The sequence below is a fragment of the Thiohalophilus sp. genome, from assembly GCF_034521165.1.
Taxonomy (GTDB): domain Bacteria; phylum Pseudomonadota; class Gammaproteobacteria; order UBA6429; family Thiohalophilaceae; genus Thiohalophilus.
The window spans coordinates 40,460-60,798 of sequence record NZ_JAXHMV010000007.1 but is presented as its reverse complement, the minus strand read 5'-3'; the positions used below and the strand labels follow the sequence as shown (position 1 = coordinate 60,798).

Annotated in this window: 25 protein-coding genes and 6 pseudogenes; 12 read left to right on the top strand and 19 right to left on the bottom strand. The window is 52.0% G+C overall.

Annotation, left to right across the window (positions count from 1 at the left end):
• Positions 1-646 precede the first annotated feature (646 nt).
• The 4 genes and pseudogenes from U5K34_RS16065 (at position 647) to U5K34_RS04720 (ending at position 2,122) form a co-directional block, all read left to right on the top strand.
• A complete protein-coding gene (locus U5K34_RS16065; RefSeq protein ID WP_416224034.1) occupies positions 647-934 on the top strand; it encodes a 7TM-DISM domain-containing protein in 288 nt (95 codons plus the stop codon).
• Positions 897-1,265: pseudogene (locus tag U5K34_RS16060) on the top strand (7TM-DISM domain-containing protein); the annotation flags it as partial. The gene U5K34_RS16065 and the pseudogene U5K34_RS16060, both read left to right, overlap by 38 nt.
• Positions 1,266-1,335: 70 nt before the next feature.
• Positions 1,336-1,671: a 7TM diverse intracellular signaling domain-containing protein gene (locus U5K34_RS16055; RefSeq protein ID WP_416224033.1), complete on the top strand. Its 336-nt coding sequence runs from the start codon at positions 1,336-1,338 to the stop codon at positions 1,669-1,671.
• Entirely contained in the window at positions 1,634-2,122 is a 489-nt protein-coding gene (locus U5K34_RS04720; protein ID WP_322567320.1) for a GGDEF domain-containing protein, read from the top strand. The genes U5K34_RS16055 and U5K34_RS04720 overlap by 38 nt, the downstream gene beginning before the upstream one ends.
• A 72-nt stretch (positions 2,123-2,194) precedes the next feature.
• Here U5K34_RS04720 and U5K34_RS16050 read toward each other — a convergent pair.
• From U5K34_RS16050 to U5K34_RS16040, 6 genes and pseudogenes are all read right to left on the bottom strand, one after another.
• Positions 2,195-2,448: pseudogene (locus U5K34_RS16050) on the bottom strand (hypothetical protein).
• 63 nt (positions 2,449-2,511) lie between these two features.
• Positions 2,512-2,937, bottom strand: a complete 426-nt coding sequence (locus U5K34_RS04715) for an isocitrate dehydrogenase kinase/phosphatase-domain containing protein (RefSeq protein ID WP_322567318.1) — start codon at positions 2,935-2,937, stop codon at positions 2,512-2,514.
• Positions 2,934-3,227, bottom strand: coding sequence for an isocitrate dehydrogenase kinase/phosphatase-domain containing protein (locus U5K34_RS04710; protein WP_322567317.1), 294 nt, complete (start codon positions 3,225-3,227; stop codon positions 2,934-2,936). The genes U5K34_RS04715 and U5K34_RS04710 overlap by 4 nt, the downstream gene beginning before the upstream one ends.
• Before the next feature lie 28 nt (positions 3,228-3,255).
• Positions 3,256-4,116 (bottom strand): isocitrate dehydrogenase kinase/phosphatase AceK regulatory subunit, encoded by an 861-nt coding sequence (locus U5K34_RS04705; RefSeq protein ID WP_322567316.1) that lies wholly within the window; start codon positions 4,114-4,116, stop codon positions 3,256-3,258.
• A 300-nt stretch (positions 4,117-4,416) separates the two neighbouring features.
• Positions 4,417-4,875 carry a hypothetical protein gene (locus tag U5K34_RS16045; RefSeq protein WP_416224032.1) on the bottom strand — a complete coding sequence of 153 codons (459 nt, stop codon included), beginning with the start codon at positions 4,873-4,875 and terminating at the stop codon, positions 4,417-4,419.
• Between the two features lie 45 nt (positions 4,876-4,920).
• Positions 4,921-5,586 carry a hypothetical protein gene (locus U5K34_RS16040; protein ID WP_416224031.1) on the bottom strand — a complete coding sequence of 222 codons (666 nt, stop codon included), beginning with the start codon at positions 5,584-5,586 and terminating at the stop codon, positions 4,921-4,923.
• Positions 5,587-5,968: 382 nt separating this feature from the next.
• Between U5K34_RS16040 and U5K34_RS04695 the strand changes: the two genes are divergently transcribed.
• The 5 genes from U5K34_RS04695 to U5K34_RS04675 all read left to right on the top strand — a co-directional run bounded on the left by U5K34_RS04695 (position 5,969) and on the right by U5K34_RS04675 (position 8,840).
• Positions 5,969-6,193 carry a DUF3391 domain-containing protein gene (locus U5K34_RS04695; protein ID WP_322567315.1) on the top strand — a complete coding sequence of 75 codons (225 nt, stop codon included), beginning with the start codon at positions 5,969-5,971 and terminating at the stop codon, positions 6,191-6,193.
• 139 nt (positions 6,194-6,332) lie between these two features.
• Positions 6,333-6,956: an HD-GYP domain-containing protein gene (locus tag U5K34_RS04690; RefSeq protein ID WP_322567314.1), complete on the top strand. Its 624-nt coding sequence runs from the start codon at positions 6,333-6,335 to the stop codon at positions 6,954-6,956.
• 513 nt (positions 6,957-7,469) lie between these two features.
• Positions 7,470-7,808: a hypothetical protein gene (locus U5K34_RS04685; protein WP_322567313.1), complete on the top strand. Its 339-nt coding sequence runs from the start codon at positions 7,470-7,472 to the stop codon at positions 7,806-7,808.
• Between the two features lie 45 nt (positions 7,809-7,853).
• Entirely contained in the window at positions 7,854-8,183 is a 330-nt protein-coding gene (locus tag U5K34_RS04680; protein WP_322567312.1) for a hypothetical protein, read from the top strand.
• 324 nt (positions 8,184-8,507) lie between these two features.
• On the top strand, positions 8,508-8,840 hold the full coding sequence (locus U5K34_RS04675; RefSeq protein WP_322567311.1) for an FHA domain-containing protein: 333 nt from the start codon (positions 8,508-8,510) through the stop codon (positions 8,838-8,840).
• Positions 8,841-9,056: 216 nt separating this feature from the next.
• On the opposite strand, the pseudogene U5K34_RS04670 reads toward U5K34_RS04675, so the two are convergent.
• From U5K34_RS04670 to U5K34_RS16035, 7 genes and pseudogenes are all read right to left on the bottom strand, one after another.
• Positions 9,057-9,580 (bottom strand): annotated as a pseudogene (locus U5K34_RS04670) (class I fructose-bisphosphate aldolase).
• 10 nt (positions 9,581-9,590) lie between these two features.
• Positions 9,591-10,004 (bottom strand): class I fructose-bisphosphate aldolase, encoded by a 414-nt coding sequence (locus U5K34_RS04665; RefSeq protein WP_322567310.1) that lies wholly within the window; start codon positions 10,002-10,004, stop codon positions 9,591-9,593.
• 652 nt (positions 10,005-10,656) lie between these two features.
• Positions 10,657-11,118 carry a porin gene (locus tag U5K34_RS04660; protein ID WP_322567309.1) on the bottom strand — a complete coding sequence of 154 codons (462 nt, stop codon included), beginning with the start codon at positions 11,116-11,118 and terminating at the stop codon, positions 10,657-10,659.
• Between the two features lie 5 nt (positions 11,119-11,123).
• Positions 11,124-11,333: a hypothetical protein gene (locus U5K34_RS04655; RefSeq protein WP_322567308.1), complete on the bottom strand. Its 210-nt coding sequence runs from the start codon at positions 11,331-11,333 to the stop codon at positions 11,124-11,126.
• A gap of 487 nt (positions 11,334-11,820) precedes the next feature.
• Positions 11,821-12,051, bottom strand: coding sequence for a hypothetical protein (locus U5K34_RS04650; RefSeq protein WP_322567307.1), 231 nt, complete (start codon positions 12,049-12,051; stop codon positions 11,821-11,823).
• A 14-nt stretch (positions 12,052-12,065) separates the two neighbouring features.
• Positions 12,066-12,284: a hypothetical protein gene (locus U5K34_RS04645; RefSeq protein ID WP_322567306.1), complete on the bottom strand. Its 219-nt coding sequence runs from the start codon at positions 12,282-12,284 to the stop codon at positions 12,066-12,068.
• Positions 12,285-12,309: 25 nt separating this feature from the next.
• Positions 12,310-13,586 (bottom strand): annotated as a pseudogene (locus U5K34_RS16035) (NAD(P)/FAD-dependent oxidoreductase).
• On the opposite strand from U5K34_RS16035, the gene U5K34_RS04630 reads away from it, so the two are divergent.
• On the top strand, positions 13,503-13,703 hold the full coding sequence (locus U5K34_RS04630; RefSeq protein WP_322567303.1) for a hypothetical protein: 201 nt from the start codon (positions 13,503-13,505) through the stop codon (positions 13,701-13,703). The pseudogene U5K34_RS16035 and the gene U5K34_RS04630 sit on opposite strands and share 84 nt — an antisense overlap.
• 685 nt (positions 13,704-14,388) lie before the next feature.
• On the opposite strand, the gene U5K34_RS04625 is transcribed toward U5K34_RS04630, so the two are convergent.
• Both U5K34_RS04625 and U5K34_RS04620 read right to left on the bottom strand, forming a co-directional pair.
• Positions 14,389-14,751: a hypothetical protein gene (locus U5K34_RS04625; RefSeq protein ID WP_322567302.1), complete on the bottom strand. Its 363-nt coding sequence runs from the start codon at positions 14,749-14,751 to the stop codon at positions 14,389-14,391.
• 103 nt (positions 14,752-14,854) lie between these two features.
• Positions 14,855-15,127, bottom strand: a complete 273-nt coding sequence (locus U5K34_RS04620; protein ID WP_322567301.1) for a hypothetical protein — start codon at positions 15,125-15,127, stop codon at positions 14,855-14,857.
• Between the two features lie 297 nt (positions 15,128-15,424).
• Between U5K34_RS04620 and U5K34_RS04615 the strand changes: the two genes are divergently transcribed.
• The gene (locus U5K34_RS04615) at positions 15,425-15,826 is read left to right on the top strand and encodes a TSUP family transporter (protein WP_322567300.1); all 402 of its coding nucleotides are present in this window, start codon (positions 15,425-15,427) and stop codon (positions 15,824-15,826) included.
• Between the two features lie 531 nt (positions 15,827-16,357).
• Here U5K34_RS04615 and U5K34_RS04610 read toward each other — a convergent pair.
• The 4 genes and pseudogenes from U5K34_RS04610 to U5K34_RS04595 form a co-directional block, all read right to left on the bottom strand.
• Positions 16,358-16,669, bottom strand: a pseudogene (locus U5K34_RS04610) (GGDEF domain-containing protein); the annotation flags it as partial.
• A gap of 1,272 nt (positions 16,670-17,941) precedes the next feature.
• Positions 17,942-18,238, bottom strand: a complete 297-nt coding sequence (locus tag U5K34_RS04605) for a hypothetical protein (RefSeq protein ID WP_322567299.1) — start codon at positions 18,236-18,238, stop codon at positions 17,942-17,944.
• Positions 18,239-18,476: 238 nt separating this feature from the next.
• Positions 18,477-18,878 (bottom strand): EamA family transporter, encoded by a 402-nt coding sequence (locus U5K34_RS04600; RefSeq protein ID WP_322567298.1) that lies wholly within the window; start codon positions 18,876-18,878, stop codon positions 18,477-18,479.
• Positions 18,879-19,074: 196 nt separating this feature from the next.
• Positions 19,075-19,326 carry a hypothetical protein gene (locus U5K34_RS04595; protein ID WP_322567297.1) on the bottom strand — a complete coding sequence of 84 codons (252 nt, stop codon included), beginning with the start codon at positions 19,324-19,326 and terminating at the stop codon, positions 19,075-19,077.
• Between the two features lie 215 nt (positions 19,327-19,541).
• Here U5K34_RS04595 and U5K34_RS16030 point away from each other — a divergent pair.
• A pseudogene (locus U5K34_RS16030) lies at positions 19,542-20,291 on the top strand (transglutaminase-like domain-containing protein); the annotation flags it as partial.
• Positions 20,292-20,339: the final 48 nt, after the last annotated feature.

Here is a 20,339-nt window from a genome sequence, read left to right as displayed (position 1 = left end):
TCATCTGAACTCCCGAACAGACGGCCCGATACGCTCGAAACCCGGCCCGGCGCAAAAACGCAATGCCGGGTTTCGATAACACGCTCATCCAAAACGCAGCGAACCGCTGTATTGTTAAGGTCTTCGAGAAAACGACCGATATGCTATTCCTGTAGGAGTTAGTCACTTCCAACAGCTACCCCATATTCACAGAGCAACACAACCGATAAAAAACAATACGCTGTTAGTGTTGGCCGTGAAGCACGGTAATCGATCTTATTCCAACCAAAGCATGTTCAGACCGCAAGCGAACATCCATCAGGATAGGCAGGGAGAATTAACAGTGAAACAGCTCCGCGCTGACTTTTCTGCCCTTCAGATCGGCGAGAATTTACCTGGTATAACAGCCGCTGGATAGCGTATGTCTTGCTGAGCTTTGTTCATGCTCGTCGTCCAACTCGGTCAGGACGCACTGGCTGAGGCCAAAGAAGCGATTCCAGACACTCAATATAAGTTAATCTCGCTAGCCAGCCATTGCGCGCACCAGCACGTTTCTGGATGAGCAAACAAAACAATACGGTTTCTCACGACTGCCGCTCGGGGAATTCCAATCTCTCGACCAGACGCAGCTTAATCGAGGCATCACACCGGAACGGTTACTGGATACATGTCCGGCTATCCCAATTCAGGGAATGAGAATTCACAATCGTGGGTGCTTCACCAGTGCGACGAGTTCTATCTGGATGAGATCACCGTCTACTACGCCGAGAATGACGGCCTCCTGCGGAAGCGGATATTGAGTGATCGACAACCTTTCATGACACGGCAACTGGATTATCGGAATCTGGCGTTCTCACACACGACTCCAGCAGACTCGTATACCGACCTATATATCAAATTACGGTTTACCAAGGCGGATGCGATGTCGCTTCAGCTTCTACCTCTCACGCGATGATATCTTTTATAACCAGACGCGCCAGGAATATTTGGCGTACGGCATCTATTACGGGATAATGACCTCCCTGTTTATGATTGCAGTAATCTTCGCCCTCTTAATGCGACAAGCGGTTTATCTTTACTATTCCGCCTTCCTCGCATCGAGCATAATGATGTGGGGATTACTCAATGGTTTCGCGTTCCAGTATCTCTGGCCAGCTTCCGTTTTCTGGCATAACGAAGGATTTCATATCGCCTCTCTTATGATGGCAATAACAGCCCTGCAGTTTTCCCGACATTTCCTGCAAACCGCGGGTTGTTGTCCACGTTACGACAAAGTGATAAAAACTGGCCAATGGATAATCGCTTCAGGCGGGATGCTATTACGCTTTCGCCCGTTTTTATACGCCGGTACTGTACTTGTCGTTCGCATCCCTTGCCCTGTTGGCGCTATTACCTTTTCTCGGATACATTGCTTATCAGCACGGTATACAATATGCGCGCTGGTATCGCGTCGCATGGATCGCATATGGAATAGGCCTGTTGATCAGCGTCTTCAGTGCCGGGAGCACTCTCCTGGACTGGGGAGCTCAGACACCACTCCTATATGCCCAGACCGGCGGTGTTCTTGAGGCTATTTTCCTGCTGGTTGCGCTGGGCGAACGACTCGTCAAGTGGGACGGTGATCGTCTTCACGCATTAAAAATCGCGAGTCAGGATCCAGCTTACCGGCCTCGGAAATCGGCGTGCGCTTGAGGAAGCTTTCGACAGGTTACGGGGCACGTCCCCGAGCAAAGGACTGTCTGCCGTTCTTATCATGATTGATCTTGACTATTTCAAGGAGATTAATGACAAATATGGACATAACGCCGGCGACCAGATACTGATCGACGTAGGCAAAATGCTGCAACGTATAACCCGACCGGAGGATATCTGTATTCGCTATGGTGGCGAGGAATTTGCCATCCTGCTCAGGACGAAGAATATAGACATGGCCGTTGAGCTTGCCGAACGAATTCGAAAAGAATTTTCCGAGACACCGACTATTTACGAAAGACAATCCATTTCGCATACACTTACCGCAGGCCTTACCAAACCATTTACTCCTGATGAGAAAATAATCCCGACTGAACTTGTCCAGCAAGCCGACATTGCACTGTATCGTGCAAAGGAATCAGGACGAAATCAGACCCTGGTCTACACATAACATGCTATATGAGAAAAGTGGTATGACTTTATAATTACTGCACAAACACAGACTCGTCGGAATAATTCGAAACTATGACACCCTGACCCTGACAACAGTCATCATTTCCATCTCTATCCCACCAACATTTACTTTGTCAGGATAATAGGTGAGGTTAATTCTTGCCCCTGTCATATCCTTATATTTCTTTTCGTTTGTAACGGAACGGAACATCTACGCCATCAACCATGTACAGTATTAATAAACCACTCCCCCTCCTGTCGCTGTACATGTGAGACAACCTTCAGATTCTCGGAGTGAACAAGATTCTCATGCTTTTCCAGCATTTTTTGGGGACTGGTTATACTTTTTTTACGCACAGATAGACCTTTGGTATATGTTTTCCAACATTACTCAGGGAAACGTTCTTCAGCGACGTAACGCTGAAGTTTTTTCCAGTATTCGGCATCAAGCAAATCAGAATGTAGTTGTTCAAACAGTTGGCGTTGTACAGGATCAGGGAACAAGAAAGTCGCAAACTCTTCCGGAAATATATCATTCGGACCCACAGAATACCATGGCTCGGAAGCCAGTTCATCTTCGGGATAACGTGGAGGCGGAATTTTTCTGAAATTGCATTCCAAAAGCGGCTGTATTTCATCGTAATCATAGAATATGACCCTGCCATAGCTGGTAACGCCGAAGTTTTTAGGCAGCAAATCACCAGGAAAGATCCCGGCGGCGGCAATATCACGTATCGCATCACCGTAGTCTTGTAATGCGTGGCGTAACGCCTCGCCGCTAATCTGCTTAAGATACGAGATTAAGTGGCTCAAGACGACGTTCTGATAAAAAGATGTTTTACAATTAGCTGATTACTTTCTTCTGATAACTGTGAAGCCGCCTCGGCCTTCAGCTCTTCAAGTAGTTCCGGAGTAAAGCGCGCCAGCGGAAGAGCGGTATAGGAAAACTCCCAGGCATCGGAGAGGCGCCCGACCCGGTCATGCTGTTTGACCAGATGGTAGCGGTCGATGACCTTTTTGTCGCGTGGTATCCTTCGGCGGCGAAACTGATCGCGAATCAGTTTAAAAACATAAGGATATGATGGCAGGGTAAACACTACCATAACCATCCCCTTGCTACCTGGTGCAGTCTCAATCGGATCGGATGAGCGTTGCAGGTGATCGAGGAAATCGCCGATAAAATTCCGCCTTGCCCTGCTTGTGAAATCCGATCTGGGTATACAGGTCGGCGGCGGTCTTCTCCGGCAGAAATCCCAGAAGAAAACGGATGTGTGCGGAAGGCACCTCGGTATCGACCAGAAAATAGGCCCGCGCCGAGGTGAACATACTGGCCACCTCATCACGCTCACAGACCAGTCTTTCAACATATGCCGTAGCGTTCGTATTACGCCGGATACGCAGGATAAACGGCAAACGATCCGGGCCATTGATAATCTGCCCCACCAGATAAGCCGTGCGATTGCGATAAAACGGCTGACGCAACATCTGGATTTGAAAATGCCGCGCCAACTTCCGTGGCAGACTGGTGTGTTTACGGATATCCGTCGTAATCCGGCGCAAGTCCGCACGCAGATCGCTGAAGGGCAAACCCACATCGGCCTCTCGTAGAATTTTCAGCAATGTAGCGCGCCAGCCTTCCCGCAACGGATAAAAACTGTGATAGACGGGATCATCGCTGTCCAGGCGCTCCGTGGATACTGAGGGACGAACAAAGATGAAATCATTATTGTAATAATTCCGTTCGAACAGTCCGACAAAAACGGAATTATAGAATGTTTCGGCAAGCTCTGGTTGGCGATGACCATAAAGCAGCCCCATGTAATGGAACTTGATCTCCTGCCATAACCCGGCATTGAGCACGTCAACGTCAAATCGTTGGCGCAACGCCCTGATCGCTTCACGAACCCGACTGTCATACAGATTAATGCGACGGATTGCCGCATGCCGGCTGGCCATCCAGTCGCCGTGGATAAAGTTATCCCGCGCTTTCACGGGTCATATCACGGAAAATAACAAAATGCCGGTCAATCCTTCCAGGATTGTCTCGGCAATTTCCGTCACCAGCGGTTTAGTTGCACCGTGGTGTCGGCACGGAAATACAAGGGCCGGTTGCCGGTTATCTGGCCCGGTGTTCACGCCCTCAGGATCTGGTGTTTTTCGAGTCGTCGAACTGCTCCTCTTCGGTTGAACCGGTCAGGGCCGTGACCGATGAAAATCCCCTGGATTGTGCTGGTAACATCATCGAAATAACCCGCCCCGACTTCCTGTTGATGCGAGACAAAAGTATAGCCTTTATCCACGCGCCGCGAATTCGGGTTGCTGTACCTTGTCGACATAATGCTTCATGCCCTCGCCACGGGCATAGTCATATGCCAGATTGAACATGTTAAACCACATGCTGTGAATTCCAGCCAGGGTAATAAACTGGTATTTGTAACCGAGCTCCGCCAGATCCTCCTGAAAGCGCGCAATGGTTTTCTCGTCAAGATTTTTTCGCCAGTTAAAGGATGGCGAACAGTTATAGGCCAAGAACCTGTTCGGGCTCTCCGCCAGCACAGCCTGGGCGAACTCGCGGGCAAAACCCAAATCAGGGGTGCCGGTTTCACACCACACCATATCGGCATAGGGGGCATAAGCGACACCACGCGAGATGGCCTGTTCCAGCCCATTTTTGACCCGATAAAAACCCTCTGCAGTGCGTTCGCCTTTCAAAAACGGCTGATCATGAGGGTCGATATCGGACGTCAGCAAATTGGCTGCCTCGGCATCGGTGCGCGCAGCACGACAGTCGGCACATTACAGACATCGGCGGCCAGTCGCGCCGGCAATGAGTTTATGAATCGCCTCCTGGGTGGGCACCAGTACCTTGCCACCCATATGACCGCGCACTTTCGACGGCGGCAAGCTGATCCTCGAAATGTACCCCGCAGCACCTGCCGTGATCATGTTTTTCATCAACTCGAATGCATTCAAAACGCCTCCGAAACCGGCTTCGGCATCGGCAACAATCGGCAGAAAATAGTCAACATAATCCGCATCACCTGGGTTCTGACCTTTCATCCACTGAATTTCGTCCGCCCGCTTGAAGGTATTATTGATGCGCCGCACCATTGTTGGCACCGAGTCATAGGCGTAGAGAAGCTGGTCCGGATACATGGTCTCCGACGTATTACCATCGGCAGCTACCTGCCAACCTGACAGGTAAATCGCCTCGACGCCGGCCTTGGCCTGTTGCATGGCCTGACCCGCGGTAATTGCCCCCATACAATTGACGTAGCCTTTTTTCGATTCGCCGTGTATCTGGCGCCAGAGCTTATCGGCGCCCTGCCGCGCATAGGTAAATTCCGGCTGTATCGAACCACGCAGGCGGATGACATCAGCGGCACTATAGCCGCGCTCTACATCCTTCCACCGGGAATTCCGGGCCCAGTCCTGTTCAAGCTCACCGAGTCTGCTCTTCACGTGTTTTCATTCAGGTTTCCTTATCACTATTTATGCGCTATACCGTTTCTCGACAACCCGTCAGGGTGCAGCCTGCAGACCGTTACCCGGCACACCCTGATGCTGTAACAGCTGATTGTGGGGTCTTTACTAAAGATAGATGCTGATGCCCCCGACTGCCAGCACATTCTGCCGGTATCCAGTCCTGAAATTGCGACTCCAACAATGACACGCCCCGGTGAACCAGGCGGTTCAGACTGCAATGTCAGTCGACCACGACCCGTGCCGTGGCATTGGCACAGCGATATCGGGATTCCCGCCTCCTGTTGTTATACCGTGATATTGTCTAGAATATGCTGTATAAACCATTGATTTGTGTCATAGCCAACGACGGAAAGAGTGCATGCCAATCAAAAGAATTCCTTCCGAACAGCTACAAATCGGCATGTATGTCTCGAACCTCGACCGCCCATGGGTAGAAACACCATTCATGTTCCAGGGTTTTGAGTTGCAGAACCATGAAGACATTGAGGAACTATGTCGTCATACCCAGTATGTCTACGTGATTTTACCCGACGAGGAAATCGAGCTAACCCGGATATGCGCAGGATGCCAGCCCACTGAATGATAAATCGGGAATTACCCATCAGACCAGCTATACACAAAGCACCCCAGTCGACAAGGAAATTCGCCTGGCACATGCCTCGCATGAAACCTTTACCAGACTTTTCGATGAAGTCGAATCACTGGTGCAATCAGGAGGCCCCTTGCCCTATGGCTTGTTCGAACAACCGGCAAGGGATCTTGTCAGTAGCGTCACCAATAATCCTGATGCTTATATCTGGCTAACACGGCTTAAAAAGTTTGACTCCTTTTTATATAAAGACTCGCTGACAGCCGCTGTCTGGGCAACGGCATTGGGCCGAAAACTGGGCATTGCGGAATCACAGCTACAAAATCTGGCGATCGGCTGCCTGTTGATGGATATTGGCAAACTCTGTTTACCCACGGATCTTCTGCATAAACCCGATCGACTTGATACGAATGAATGGGAAACGATGAAGACCCATGTCGATCTTGGTGTGGAACTCCTTCGTGAGAGTGCTGATTATCCGCCCGAAATCCTGGAAATTGTTCAGCACCACCATGAACGGCTCAATGGATGCGGTTATCCTTCAGGCCTTCACGGCAATCAGATTCCGTTGTTTGGCCAGATTGCCGGTATCGTGGATCAATATGTGGCCGTCACCAGCCCCCGCCCATTCGCAGATACAATATCCCCTCCAAAGCCGAGGAAATGCTGTATAAGCAAAGAGGAAAACTGTTTGACGAAATGCTGGTCGAGTACTTTATCCAGGCGCTCTGCACCTATCCAACCGGTTCGCTGGTAGAGCTGAGTTCCGGTGAAGTCGGGATCGTCAAGACACAGCGTAGCGGCCATAACCTGCGGCCTGATGTCATCTTGTTGCTCGACCCAGACAAACAATCTTATGGATCATACACCCTGGTCAACCTGGATAATTACAGCAAAAACAACCAGCCTGTCAGAGTCGTCAGAACCCTCGCCGCAAATGAATATGATATCGATATTGAGGAACTCTCGCTTTAATCACGCCCGAAGGCTATCTAAAATCATCGGTGCTTCATCCAGGTAGATTCCCCAGTCGACGAACAAAGAAAAACGTTTCTCCTGTCAGATGATCGATTACGATATTATTCCGACAACTCGGATGGAGGGGTTTCGTTAACTTTTCAGCGTGATGCTGTAAATAATCTTGCACCGTGTCCTACAGATTGAATAATCCTGAGGCTGGACATATCCCTACAATAAGAATGCCAATATGGCCTTGTGGCTCTCCCACCTGCTACCACCACTCTTACTGTTTTCTCTGTTCGCTCAAAACGTGAATGCGAAACAGCCAGTTTTCGACGTCCACATTCATTACAGCCACGATGTCTGGGACAAACTCCCGCCTCACGCGGCCATTGCCCGGTTGCACGCAGCCGGGATCAGTCGCGCAATGGTATCCAGCTCCGGCGACATGGGAACCCGTCGCCTCTATAACGCCGCACCGGATCGGGTGATACCGTCGCTAAGGCCCTATCGGATGCGTGGGGATCTGAACAGCTGGATGCATGATCCGAGTGTCATCCCCTACCTGGAACAAAAATTGGCCGAACATCCCTATGCGGCCATCGGCGAGTTTCACCTTGAGGGTGAGCAGGCCGATCTGATCCGGTAGTCCGCCAGATGGTTCAACTGGCTCGCAAATACAATCTGATTCTGCATGCACATGCTGACACGGATGCGATTATCAGATTATTCGATCAGATATCCAGACGTACGCATTCTCTGGGCCCATGCGGGTTTTGAATATAGTCTCCAGGTAGAGGCATTAATGGATAATTATCCCAATCTGTGGGCGGATCTTTCCTTTCGTTGGGAAGATTTATTGATCAAACATGCCGATCGTTTCATGCTCGGCGTTGACACCTACACACCAGAGCGCTGGGACAAGATTCAAGATACCCTGGACTGGTATGAAAGAATGTTTTCCGCATTACCTGATGCTACGGCTGCCGACAAAATCCGCTATAAGGAAATCCGCAGCGGCTGATCGGGCAACACTATGACACGCGCGTCATCCCAAGCCGACACGAGTCAGGACGCTTTAATACGGAATAACAAGACAGCACCGATATATCGGGGGTACCGGCATGAGACCAGGTATTAACCCTAATCCGATAAATCACAGAAAATTCTCTTGATTTGTTACAATAAACGTGAAACAGTGGTATCTTATCTATACCACGCTCTTCAGCAAAAGAGTAGAATGCGCGGGTTAGCTTCTGGCCTGACGACCAGTGATGGATTTTTCCGACAGGTTTGGCACAGGCATAAACCTTCATCACCACGTTCTTAAATTAACGAGTTCAGAATAATGGTCATGGTCTCTGTCTTGTATAATAGCCAGGAAATCAATGCGATTGAACTTTCCGCAGGCACTCTCACAATTGGCCGTTCCGGGGACAACAACGTCCGACTGGATGATCAGACCATCAGCAAATATCACGCGAAAATCGTCACCTATTTCAACGCGACACATGTCGAGGATCTTGGCAGTACCAACGGAACCTATGTCAACGGGAAAAAAGTCAGGCAACATGTCCTGCAATCCGGCGACATCCTGTTGATCGGCAAACATAGGATAAGAATTGATCACGATCCCGCTGCGACAATGTCAACCGCGTCTTCAACAACCAGATCAGCCTAGATAGTTTCACCACGCAGTCCCTGCCGACATAAAAAAACCGGACAATGGCGTCATCATTGTCCGGCCAGGCTTCTGAGATAATTATTGGTGGTCCCATTTTCAAGCGGCTTCCTGCCCTTCCATTTCATCCTGGCATCCGCCTCGACTGTGCCAGCGAATTCCAGTTCGGCGCGATGTAGCAGCGCCTTGCGCGCGGCCTCGACCTCCCTGGCGTCCTCACCGCGCAGGTGTCGTTAGGGCCTGATGCTGTAACGCACGGGCGCGAGGAGAACGCCCAGTTGCCATGGCAACGCCCCGTCCTTCAGCCAGCTTGTTCATGGAATTCAGATGCCGGGTCGCCTGTTCATCCGTCTGACCACCGGAGAGAAAGGCAATCCCCGGGACGGCGGCAGGTACTGACTGCAGGCATTCAATCGTGCGCTCCGGCACACTTCCTGGACACCCGCCTGACCCTCCGCGTGATCCTTGCCGCTGACCACCATACTGGGTTTGAGCACCGTACCCTCGAAGAAAATATTCTGGTCCGATAAAGCGCCTCGAACACGGTATGCTGGGTTTCACGGGTGACCGATCAGGACAGTCATCGATCCAGACGCAGTGCCGTCCAGCAACACTTCCGGCTCCACGATCGGGACCAGGCCAGCCTCCCGACACAATGCGGCATAGCGGGCCAGTGCATGGGCATTGGCTTCAATACAGCCGCGACTGGGCAGGGAGCGCCCGGTATCGATCGTAATCACTGCACGCCATTTACAGAACTTTGCGCCGAAACGTCTGGTATTCTTCCAGTCGCTCGCGCAAGCCGTCCAGCCCTTCGGTGACTTTCTCGCCCGCACGCAAAGCCAGTTCCTCGGCCCCGGCACCGACCTTGATCCCGATGAGAATATCCTGCTTCTGTATTAGCTCGGTGAACGGCTTGCCATCCTGGTTACTCTGACGGATGGTCTCGTCATACAAAAAATGGCGCCACTGATGTAGTTGGCCCGGACTCCGGCGCGCCCAGCAGCAAATACACCGATAGGCGATACGGTTGGCCTCGGTATTGTCCTCACTAACGGCCTGCAGACGCTTGCCACAGGTTGGATTGCTTTCATCCATTGCCAGAATACCCTGACCGGGTGCAACCATGGCACTGGCAGTCTGTTTCAGTGCAGCGTAATCCATTGTACGACCTCCCGTCACCATTCCACGTACACAGGCCACCTGGTGGTAACCGGACACTTGCGCCGTCATTACACCAACGAGCGAAGCACTGTATTCGCCGGCCAGCCGGCCCCGTGACGCGCTGAATTGGACTTCATTAAATCTAGCTCAGTAAATCCCCACTCGGCTAAAAATATATTGTTTATACCTCAGTATTTCGCACAATAGTCCTACTCACAGTGCACTTTGAACTGCGCGTTAGCCCTGCGCGATACAGGCGATAACAAACTGATAGAGATTAAAGGGGAATAACCCTGTGCGCAGGAAGTGCAGGATTAAGCCAGTTTGATAATCTGAGTTTATCAATCCGGTATTAACAAAACGTATCGCAACCGGGGTCAGACAAAATGTCCGTCCGCTCTCACGAAAAAACGGACAGGCCGATAACGGCCTGTCCGGTTTGTGCTGGCACTGATCGGGCGGCTTTCAGCCGGCAAGCATCAAAAAAAAGCCCCGGAAGACCGCGCCAACGGTAAAATGACGAGGGGCTGCCGCCGGCGTCGGTCGTCAGCTCGTCACCATGCCCCCCATCGATCCCCTGATAGTTCGCATCTGGCGTCATCGTCGGCCAGGGTATAGGCCGCGTAGATCTGGGTCGCCTTGTCAAAGCTGGTTAAATACGCCCAGTGCCTGCTGTTGCGCCCCGGAGTCGGCCTGCTCGCTGATGATCGTCCGCGACGAGATATTGCACACGCATATCCAGCGCCTCGTCAAACCGGCATTCCGCATTCACCCCGGTAAGCATCCCGGTCGTAGGTAGCATCATCACTGTCGGTGGAATCTGGCAGATGCACCGAACTGCGTATTGATCCAGCGTATAGCTGGCGGTCAGACGCAGGTTATCGACCTCTCTCGGCCCTGGTTTGCCGGTATCCAGCGACCACGTGTCTTCCAGTGCGGCGCCAACGGTCAGCTCATTCGCACTGTAGGTGAGCGAGACGCTGATCAGATCGTCGTCATTATTATCCTGCCCACCGCTAACGTTTTCAGAGTAGGGATCGGCTGAATACATAACACGCAATTCCAGTGCATCGAACTCATCACTATATAAAATGGCATTTGTCTGCCCGATCATTCAGATCATTGCTCGCAATAAACCATCGCTGTACGCACTGAATGAATCGCGCGCAGATCACCAATCGTATCGCGGAACATTCCCCAGTGCGGAGCCGCGCAGCGATTTGGGCATGGCGTATCGTAGCGGCCGGCCAGAACCCGGCCAAAGCGCCCCTTCAGGCCCAGGAAGCCGTTGCGTGAAGCGAAGGTCCCGCCGCTTTCCGCAATATCCACGCCCCTGCCTTACTGCCATAGCAGAGTCACGTCCGGCCTGATGGCGCGCTCGCCCTTGAAGCTGATACGGGTCGAGTTATTCCAGACATTAAGCTGACTTATTCTGGCTGGCAGCGTCCGGATCGCTGTGGTCGAGAGAGACATGCGCCTTGCCGAACAGTTCCAGTTTCTTACCGATCAGCTGCGAACTGCCTGGCCAGTACCTGGCAGGGCCAAAAGGAGCATTCCCGCGGGGCAAGAAATTACGTTATTTCATCGAAAGTTCCTGTTCGCCTCACATTTATATTCATGCTAATAAGCGGGTGTACCTGCTTCGTACCATAATGATCGTCAATCAGTATCGCGATGGAATACGAGGAATTTCAACTGCCGTACACAGAGGGTGTCTGCGCTGTGCTATCCGGCATGTCTACCCAGACGGTAGATGTTACCATCGCCCCACCGGTTTCGGCCAACCAGACCGTAGTCAAAACTCCCAGTTACGACTCTACGCCCGGTTTGATGATCTCCAGCTGCTGAAACGATTTTCTTGGCGGTTGGTCAGCAAGGGCTCATCGCCCATGCGCATGAGAACCTCTTCTTCGTGAGCATTGTGTTCGACCATCGCCTCATAGAGCGGCTCCAGAGAGGTTTCAAAATGGTCAAAATTCCTGTGTTCTCGACCGGACCTTGGCCGGAACCCGTTCAGCAATCGTTCCAGATTATCATGTTCATACATCAGATCCCCCGATATCATCGTCCGGTTCCTCGACTTCCTGTTTGAAAAACGGATAGATCATCCTCATCTTCCATTTGTATATGCAATTGAAGATCGTCAATCTTTACACTATTGAACAGCTGCACTGCCGTTTTCCAGTCCTCGGCGCCGGCAGCAAGCTCGCATTGTTTCACCGTCTCCTCGAAACGACGATGATCATGCACCAGCCAGTTATCTGTGTTCTTCTTTGACATATGCTTCTCCCCGGGCAAAGCTTACTCAGCGTTTCAGGCGGACGATCCCCATCATCTTCAGCGCCCATTTTTCGAACAAGGGCTCGGAAATTCCCCGTTTGACCTTGTAGATGAAGTATTTCTCAAAGCCAATCTTGGCCCAGTGAACCCATTTTCCTTTTTTGAACCAAGTGACATTGCGCGGCGGAATCTGCTGGATGGCCACAAAGGCTGCACCGGTGTCACCCAGGTCGGCCAGACAGAAGGCATTCCAGGTCCCTGTGGATTCAACCGGTTTACCATCCAGCTCCGCCGTGATGTTATTCACGATCGCCGTGACCATCGATTCGATCATATAACCGGTCTTCGGGCGCGCCGGTTGGTACCGCAGTGGCTTCCACCGGGGGTATAGCGATGACAGACACCCGCGGAGAAGATATTGGGATATTTTGTACTGCGTTGGTGCTCATCCACCGTAACAAACCCTCGCGGGTTGCACGAGTATCCGGCACCCTGGCCACTGCCTCGACGCCTCTGAAGGCCGGCAGCATCATCGCGTGCTTGAATTCCAGTTCGTGCTGCTTTTTGACCTCCCCGCTCCTTGACTTCAGCTCATCCACGTACATCTTGCCATCTTCAACCCGGGTGGTCCTGCGTTGGTAATCCAGTTGATGTGCCGGTTACGAAACTCATGCTCAAGCATCCCTTTGGAGTCGCCGACGCCGCCCAGGCCCAGATGACCAGATATCGGCTCGCTGGTGACAAAGGTCATTGGCACTTTATCACGCACTTTGTGTTTTTTGAGTGCGATATCGAGAATCGCTGCATACTCATACGCTGGTCCGAAACAACTGGCAAAGGGCGCCGCACCGACAACCACCGGACCGGGATCCTCCAGCAGCTTCTGGAATCGGCATAGGATTTTTCCGCGTGGTCTACTGTGCAGACCGACTGGAAATCCGCCGTCTGGACCGGTTCCTTCCACCTCGTCAAAAGCCAGTCGCGCGCCGGTGGTGATGACCAGATAGTCGTAATTGACCGTCTCGCCATCCTGTAGCTTGAGTGTGTTGTTGGCCGCATCGATCTCATCGACCTGTTTGGCAATGAAACCGATGCTCTTTTTCTCCAGATAGCGACCGATCGGCACGGTAATCTTCTGGCGGGTTCGCCAGCCGACCGCCAGCCAGGGGTTCGAGGGAACGAACTGAAATAGTCGGTCGCGTTGACGACGGTGATGTCATGCGCCATGCCCAGTGCTTCGCGCATTTCGTAGGCGGTGGCAACACCGCCGATGCCGGCGCCCAGTATCACGATATGTGCCACGGTGAATCTCCTGAAGGTATCCCTGTATTTATATTGGCACATAAAACCAAAGAAATTGACGAAAATCAGCTTTGGCGTGATTGGCTTTTATCGTGCTCAACCGCGATAGACGTATAAGCAGAAGCAAAATCGCCTACTCCGCCGCCGGGTACGGATGGCCTTCCTCGCCGCTCCCGAGCAACTCGAATCCGTTGCCCAGGGTCTGATTCAACAGGCCGACATGGTACGCTGTACCGGCAAACCGCTACACACTGGCTGTCCGGGGAAAAAGCCCCGATCCACGATATGTCCTCCGGGCGCAGGCCCTCTGCGCAGGGCAGCAACATAGGCCTGAACTCGTCAGCTTCGGTCAAGAAATGAAATACCGCCCGTCACGCCAGACACAGTATTGCCGTTCAGGTTCAAATTCGGTGATATCGGCCTGTATCCGAGCGCACCCCGGTACTCCGGCCGCCCAGCCGTTGCTGTGCCATGACAAGTGGCTGTTCAGCAATATCGAGCAACACCTATATTTTGTAAACCGACTCCAGCAGGCAGTCCACCAGGGAGAGGCGCCCCCACCGATATCCTCATCAGCGGTATCTGGTTGACACCGTTGAGCCGGATAAGTTCCAGAGAGGCCTCGGTCGAGACTGATACCAGCTTACTTCCCGGGCATCTTCTTTGGTACACCTGTTCCCAGTGTTGTCGACGTATGGACATGTAAATTTGATCCTGGTTTGACCACGGCGTGTGCCAGTTATTGGCGGCGGTAATGATTCGCCTTCGTCGCTCAAACGGCATTACAACACCTTGATCCGGATCAAATTGCATGCGGGAAGACAGGCAAGCCGGTAGAACAACAGCCGTTAATCGTGGAACCAGAGTCCGGATCGGGTGTTTGCAGGCCAGTGCCGAGTGCAGTGCCCCGGATCTCTTCACGCAGGCGCGATCTCCTGCTCATTGCACCGCCTTCCCTGATGGATCGTCTGTTCAATCTCGCCACCATCCCGGCATGATCCGCCATGCAGCGGTTTGCATAGTATCCACGATAATCCCGATGAACAAATTCAGCATGGTGAACGTAGCAATAAACCTGCAAACTGGAACGGAAAAACAGCCAGGCGTAAGGGTACTCGCTCCATGACCGGACGAACGATCCCATCGACCAGCTTTCCAGGGTCATAATCGGAGGCGCATTGATGCCCCAAATTAGCCAAACCATTCGGGAAGGATTCACCAAACAGTCCGGTCGCCATCACCTGCTGAAACATAGAACAGCAACAGCATCAGGCCGGCAATTTATTCCCGCACGCATGCAACACGCTTTGACGATGAAGCGCAGCTTTGGCACCAGGAAATAAGACGCAGGATACGAAGCACACGCAGGGCACGCAAAGAACTCGCCAGTGGCCCATTATCAGGGCAATGGCCACCACGACAAAATCAAACACATTCCAGGCCACGCTGAAAACGCAGGCGATAGGCGAAGAGTTTGAAGCAATCTCCACCACAAACACCGCCAGGATGATCCTGCTCGCTTCGAGGATACCGTCCAGCATGCTCGATCACCGCTGTGGAGGTCTCCAGGCCGAGAATCACGGCATTAATGATTGAGAACAACGCGATCGGCATGCTGGATGTCGCGTTTAATCCAGCGCCCGGCGCGAGCACGCAGCGAATCGGGATCCAGCTCCCGGAGAATCACATCGACCATGGTAATAACAGATTCAATAGATTGATTGACACTCTAGTCCGCCAATCCTGGCAGACCGCACCTGCCCCATAGTTGTGGTTCGGGGCAGGCGAAGTTTACCGTTTTCATCCTCGGTTGATAATCCCCTTACCCTGGCAAGCGAATGATTTCCCGTATTGATAGGGGTTTTTGCGCGGGCCGGAACTGCCCCACCATGATTTCATCGATCCCGTTTGAACTGCTACTGGCAACCTGCGCCATCCTGTTTGCAGCCTATATCTTTTGTGGTATCACCGGCTTTGGCTCAGGGCTGATAGCTATTCCCCTGCTGGCACTATTTCTGCCATTACCTTTTGTTGTGCCCTATATCAGTTTTGTCGATGCGACGGCCTCCCTGGTGCACGGCTGGCGGCATCGTCGGCACACTGACTGGCGGGAAGTGCTAACGGTCTTGCCTTTCACCGTTCTGGGGTTTCCTGTTGCCCGGCAATCCGCTGAGAAAAAGTCGAATACGTCGACACTGGCCAATGCCCTGGGCGTGTTTATTTTGTCATTTGCGCTATAGCAGTCTGTCGGCCCAACACTGAAACGCCAATGCAGCGCGCGCTGGTCCGTTGCCGCCGCTCACTGGGTGGGATTGTCGGCACCCGTTCGCACCGCGGGCCACTGTATGTCATCGATTATCAATTACGCGGACTGCGAAAAAGTGTGTTTCGTTTCCCTCACCATCGCCACGGTGTTTTTAATCGAAGGTGGCATTCGCCTTGCCGGTTATGCGATGGCTGGGTTATACAGCCGGTAGCGCCTGCCGCGGGATCGCCGCCTCATTACCACTGATGGCGGTGGTGCTCTATATCGGTGGGGATATTCATACCTCTATCTCCCAACGCCAGTTTCAACGCGCCATTGGAAGTACCGCCAATTATCAGTGGAGTTGCGCTACTGCGGAAAGCCACTTGCGAGTGGTGTCATTACTGTCTGCAGACAAGCTCGTGGGGTGGATATCAACACCACCCGGCTCTGCCAAACAACCACTCTATCCCGTCCGGATTTTTTTGCCTGATACAATGCCGAATCGACTTGATTCAATACCTGCTCAGTTGAATCGTTCCTGATGATGGTATATATACACCATGGAAACAGTGATAGATGGACACTTCGCGTCATCATTTATAACTTTTTTATTCCGAATGAATTGGCGCAGGCGCTGCGCAATCGTTTCGCGGCAGGCGCATTTGTGTCCGGAAGAATGAGTATGATCTCCCCCACCAAACCGCACTGCCACATCATTATCACGCAGATTATCCCGCACAACCTGTGCAACACACTGCAAGACTTTGTCGCCAGCCAATGAACCGTATTCATCGTTGAAGTTTTTAAAATGATCGACGTCCAGCATCAAAATGCTACAGGCATGCTCACAGCATCATTGTAATACAGAAGGATATCCGGAAGCTCTCATCAAGCCAGCGCCGGTCACGCTGGTGAGTGAGTCAGTCTCGGCTTTTTCGGGAAAATACAAGCTGCTTCTGCAAGCCTTCGGCGATAAGCTCATTATCCTGGCGCACGCGAAGACAAGGCATATGCAGAGAATTTTCGCGCCGCGGCATGTGAACGTTCTATCAGTTCCCACCATATACTCGCGTGTATTGCCAGCAACCGCACTTCGGTATCGGTAATTACAGTAGCAGAGGCAATGCATGTCGTTGATTACCGACATTTCGCTGACCCAGCCACCTCTCCTCAATATATTTCCGCATGCCTCCACAGCGCGGATCGAACTGAACACTCAATCGCCCGTCTGTCAAAATATATATCGTATCGTTGTCTTCTTCCAGTAGAGAAATACCCTGTCCTTATTCAGTGATAAAACATCGCACTGACGCAGCATCCAGTTCAGGTCAACCTGGCTGACGCCCCCAAACAGCGGTAGTCGGGCCAGCTCGACAGTGGAAACCTTGCGGTCCATCTCATATCACTATTGTATAATGATATCAATATATGTGCTTTTATGTCCAAAGCATTCCTGATTTTAGTTACCTGGCCCACAAATTCCACCCTGAAAACACTCAGGTATTCACCCTGACAACCTTCCCGAGAGCCGGAGGGCATGCTGCAGTTTACACAGGAATAGTCTCGCATTGCAGGTTGCGAAGACGACATTGACACAATGAGAAAAATGACTCACTCTATCACGCCAAACTATTCGACCAGTGCTCCATATGCATGCCATGTCGCATGCCCTAACACCGGCATAATGACCAGCAGACCAATATAGAGAGTGAAGCAAGTCCAATTGACAAATAACCCACCATCAACACTGCCCATAACAGCATCACCAGCCTGTTCTGGTTCACGACCTTGACACTGGTCACCACAGCATTGATCACACCGCTACGACGATGCAACAACATAGGCCACGACACCACACTTGCGACGAATACCAACACCGCCAGAATGCCACCAAGACAATAAACAGCATCAACATCTCCGCGCCTTCATTACTATTGAACAACTTTTCCAATAACATAACCATGCTGGTACCGCTATCGCCAAAATAGAGCGCGCTCAACAGCGTAACCAGTTGTATCCACAACACCATTACCACGGCATGGACAGCATCACCAACAAGGCCATATCAAACTTTCTTTCCCGAATGCCAGCAGGGATGCCGACAAATTCACCTCACTGTCCTGCTTCGTTGAGCGCTGAGATGATACAGGCCCAGAGCAAAAAAGGGTGTCACCAGAAAAAAACCGGTTACGAAAGTCATCACCAGAATCGGCGACTGCCAGGCTGCGGCCGTCAGTGCATACCCCAGCAACACAAAGACCAGCCCATAAAAACCACTGGCCAGTGGCATATAACGAAAATCTGCCCAGCCTGCTTCCAACCATCTGATCGGTTCACTTATATCAACCCTGCGGGTTTCCGGTAGATCCAACGTATGGTCATCATCAGGAACAGTCGGCTGCATGGCTTAACTCCTCGATCAATCGTGACCAATCATGCATCAAATTATTCCCCGGAATCACTACCACTGGCTCCTGCTATCCCGGGATTACAGAATTTTCATATTCTCTTGATTTCCAATGGGGAATCCAAACAGGAATTCAAGTATCACCGGCCTCTGTCAGCCCTGCATTGGAATACATCACGCAATGACTTTCTTCATTCACGTATAAATTGAACAATGACCTGTCTTGAAGCAGTAACTAGCGCCGCCTCCCGGTTACATACGTTTCAAACATTGCCGCCGTCACCACGATAAACCCGCCTATCACTGTGGTTATTACTGGCCACTCGCCCACAACCACGCTGAACAGCGTCGCATAGACCACTTGCAAACAGGCAACGAGACTGGCCGTCTTGGCCTCAACGTCGCAGATGAACAAAAACAGGGTGTGAGGCAAAGCGGTGAAGATCACACCCAGCAGTAAAAGCTGTCCCCATTGAACCGCACTAACCTGTGGCATAACGGCACTACCAAACGGAAACAATACCACTATCGTAATCAGTATCTGGTACATCAATGCCTGCTTGCGGGATAGGTTGAGAAAGACCGACCCTGGATAATATTGCGCAGGGCAAACAGGAATGCCGAAAACATGCCCCACAGCACCCCCTGGGTGGTGGAATCGTCAAGATTAAACTCGGTATAGTAAGTAGATCCCAAACATTACCGCCAGGGGACGTAAAAATATCGATTAGATGTGGACGCTCCACTGGAAAAACGGTTCCAGAAATACAGTCATTACCCGGAAGGTATAGAGTGCAATCATCCCCACCGCGATGGAGGAAACTTGCATGGCACTAAAGAGGAACCCAATGTCCCGCCAACAAGACCCCCAGCAGCAGGACGATGAAATAGTCGCGGCGTGTCCGCAGCCCCAGCGGCTCCAAAAGCCCGCCAGCGATGATGATCCAGTATGCCACAGCGAACAGACTGCGCAACAGGGTAATCTCCAGCGCAGTGAGATCAATCAGTTTGGAAAACAGCGCTGTCAGCCCAAAGAGAAAAACGGCGGTGTGGACAGCCAACAGGCCACGGTGAGTCGCGTGCATAATCTATTCCCCCGTTGCGCGGGCATTATGCGCCGCGACCGAGATCGGCAAAGAGTCGGGCTAATCTGCTATTATCATAACAGTGAGCCCTGTTAGAGACAATTTCCACCCGGTTCACTCATTCACAAGGCACTATACCTTCTATACTGTGCGTGTTAATTTTCCGACTTGATGGGGTTATACCAACCCCTTAACCAGACTGTAGGAACTCACAAATGTGGATGCGAACTACCTGCAATCTTGAATTTCAATTGACGGATCTTTCCGACCCCGCTGATCCTCATGCTCCGTCCCCGCAGCGCGGCTCTACAGTGGATTGCGCGTGAAAGCTATACCTTCTCTGTCAATGTACCCGTTCAGGAATACACAGACATTTTCGGTAACCTTTGTCAGCGTTCGATCGCGCCAGCGGGAGAGTTTTATGTCCGCACGTCTTGCCGACGCCTGCCACCACCCGCGACATTCTCGCAGCAGCGCCAGGTGGCGGCTTTTGTCGAGATCCCGCATCCGGCCCGACAACGTCCTGATGTACCTGCTCCCCAGCCGTTACGGCGAATCGGACAGGTTCGGCAACATGGCACGGGAAATCGTCGACCGATTCCCTCTGGGTTACGATCAGGTCGATCAAATCACGCGCTGGCTACGTCAATCTATCCGCTATGCGCCGGGCACCAGCGCCTTTCCACTCTCGGCTGTCGAAGTCAATTTGCAGGGTGAAGGCGTCTGTCGGGATCTCTCCCACCTGGGCATCACCCTGTGTCGATCGCTCAGCATTCCCGCACGCCTGGTGGTCGGCTATTTATATGGTCTGGAACCAATGGATATGCACGCCTGGTTCGAGGCCTACGTTGATAATCACTGGTACACCTTCGACCCCACCGAAAGTGTGCTGCGGTGAGCGACTGGGCATAGCCTACGGTCGAGACGCGGCTGACGTGGCGATCGATACCCAGTTCGGCCCTCCAGCCAGCTACAGTGATATGCAGATCACGTGTGGAAAATGCTGGATGCAC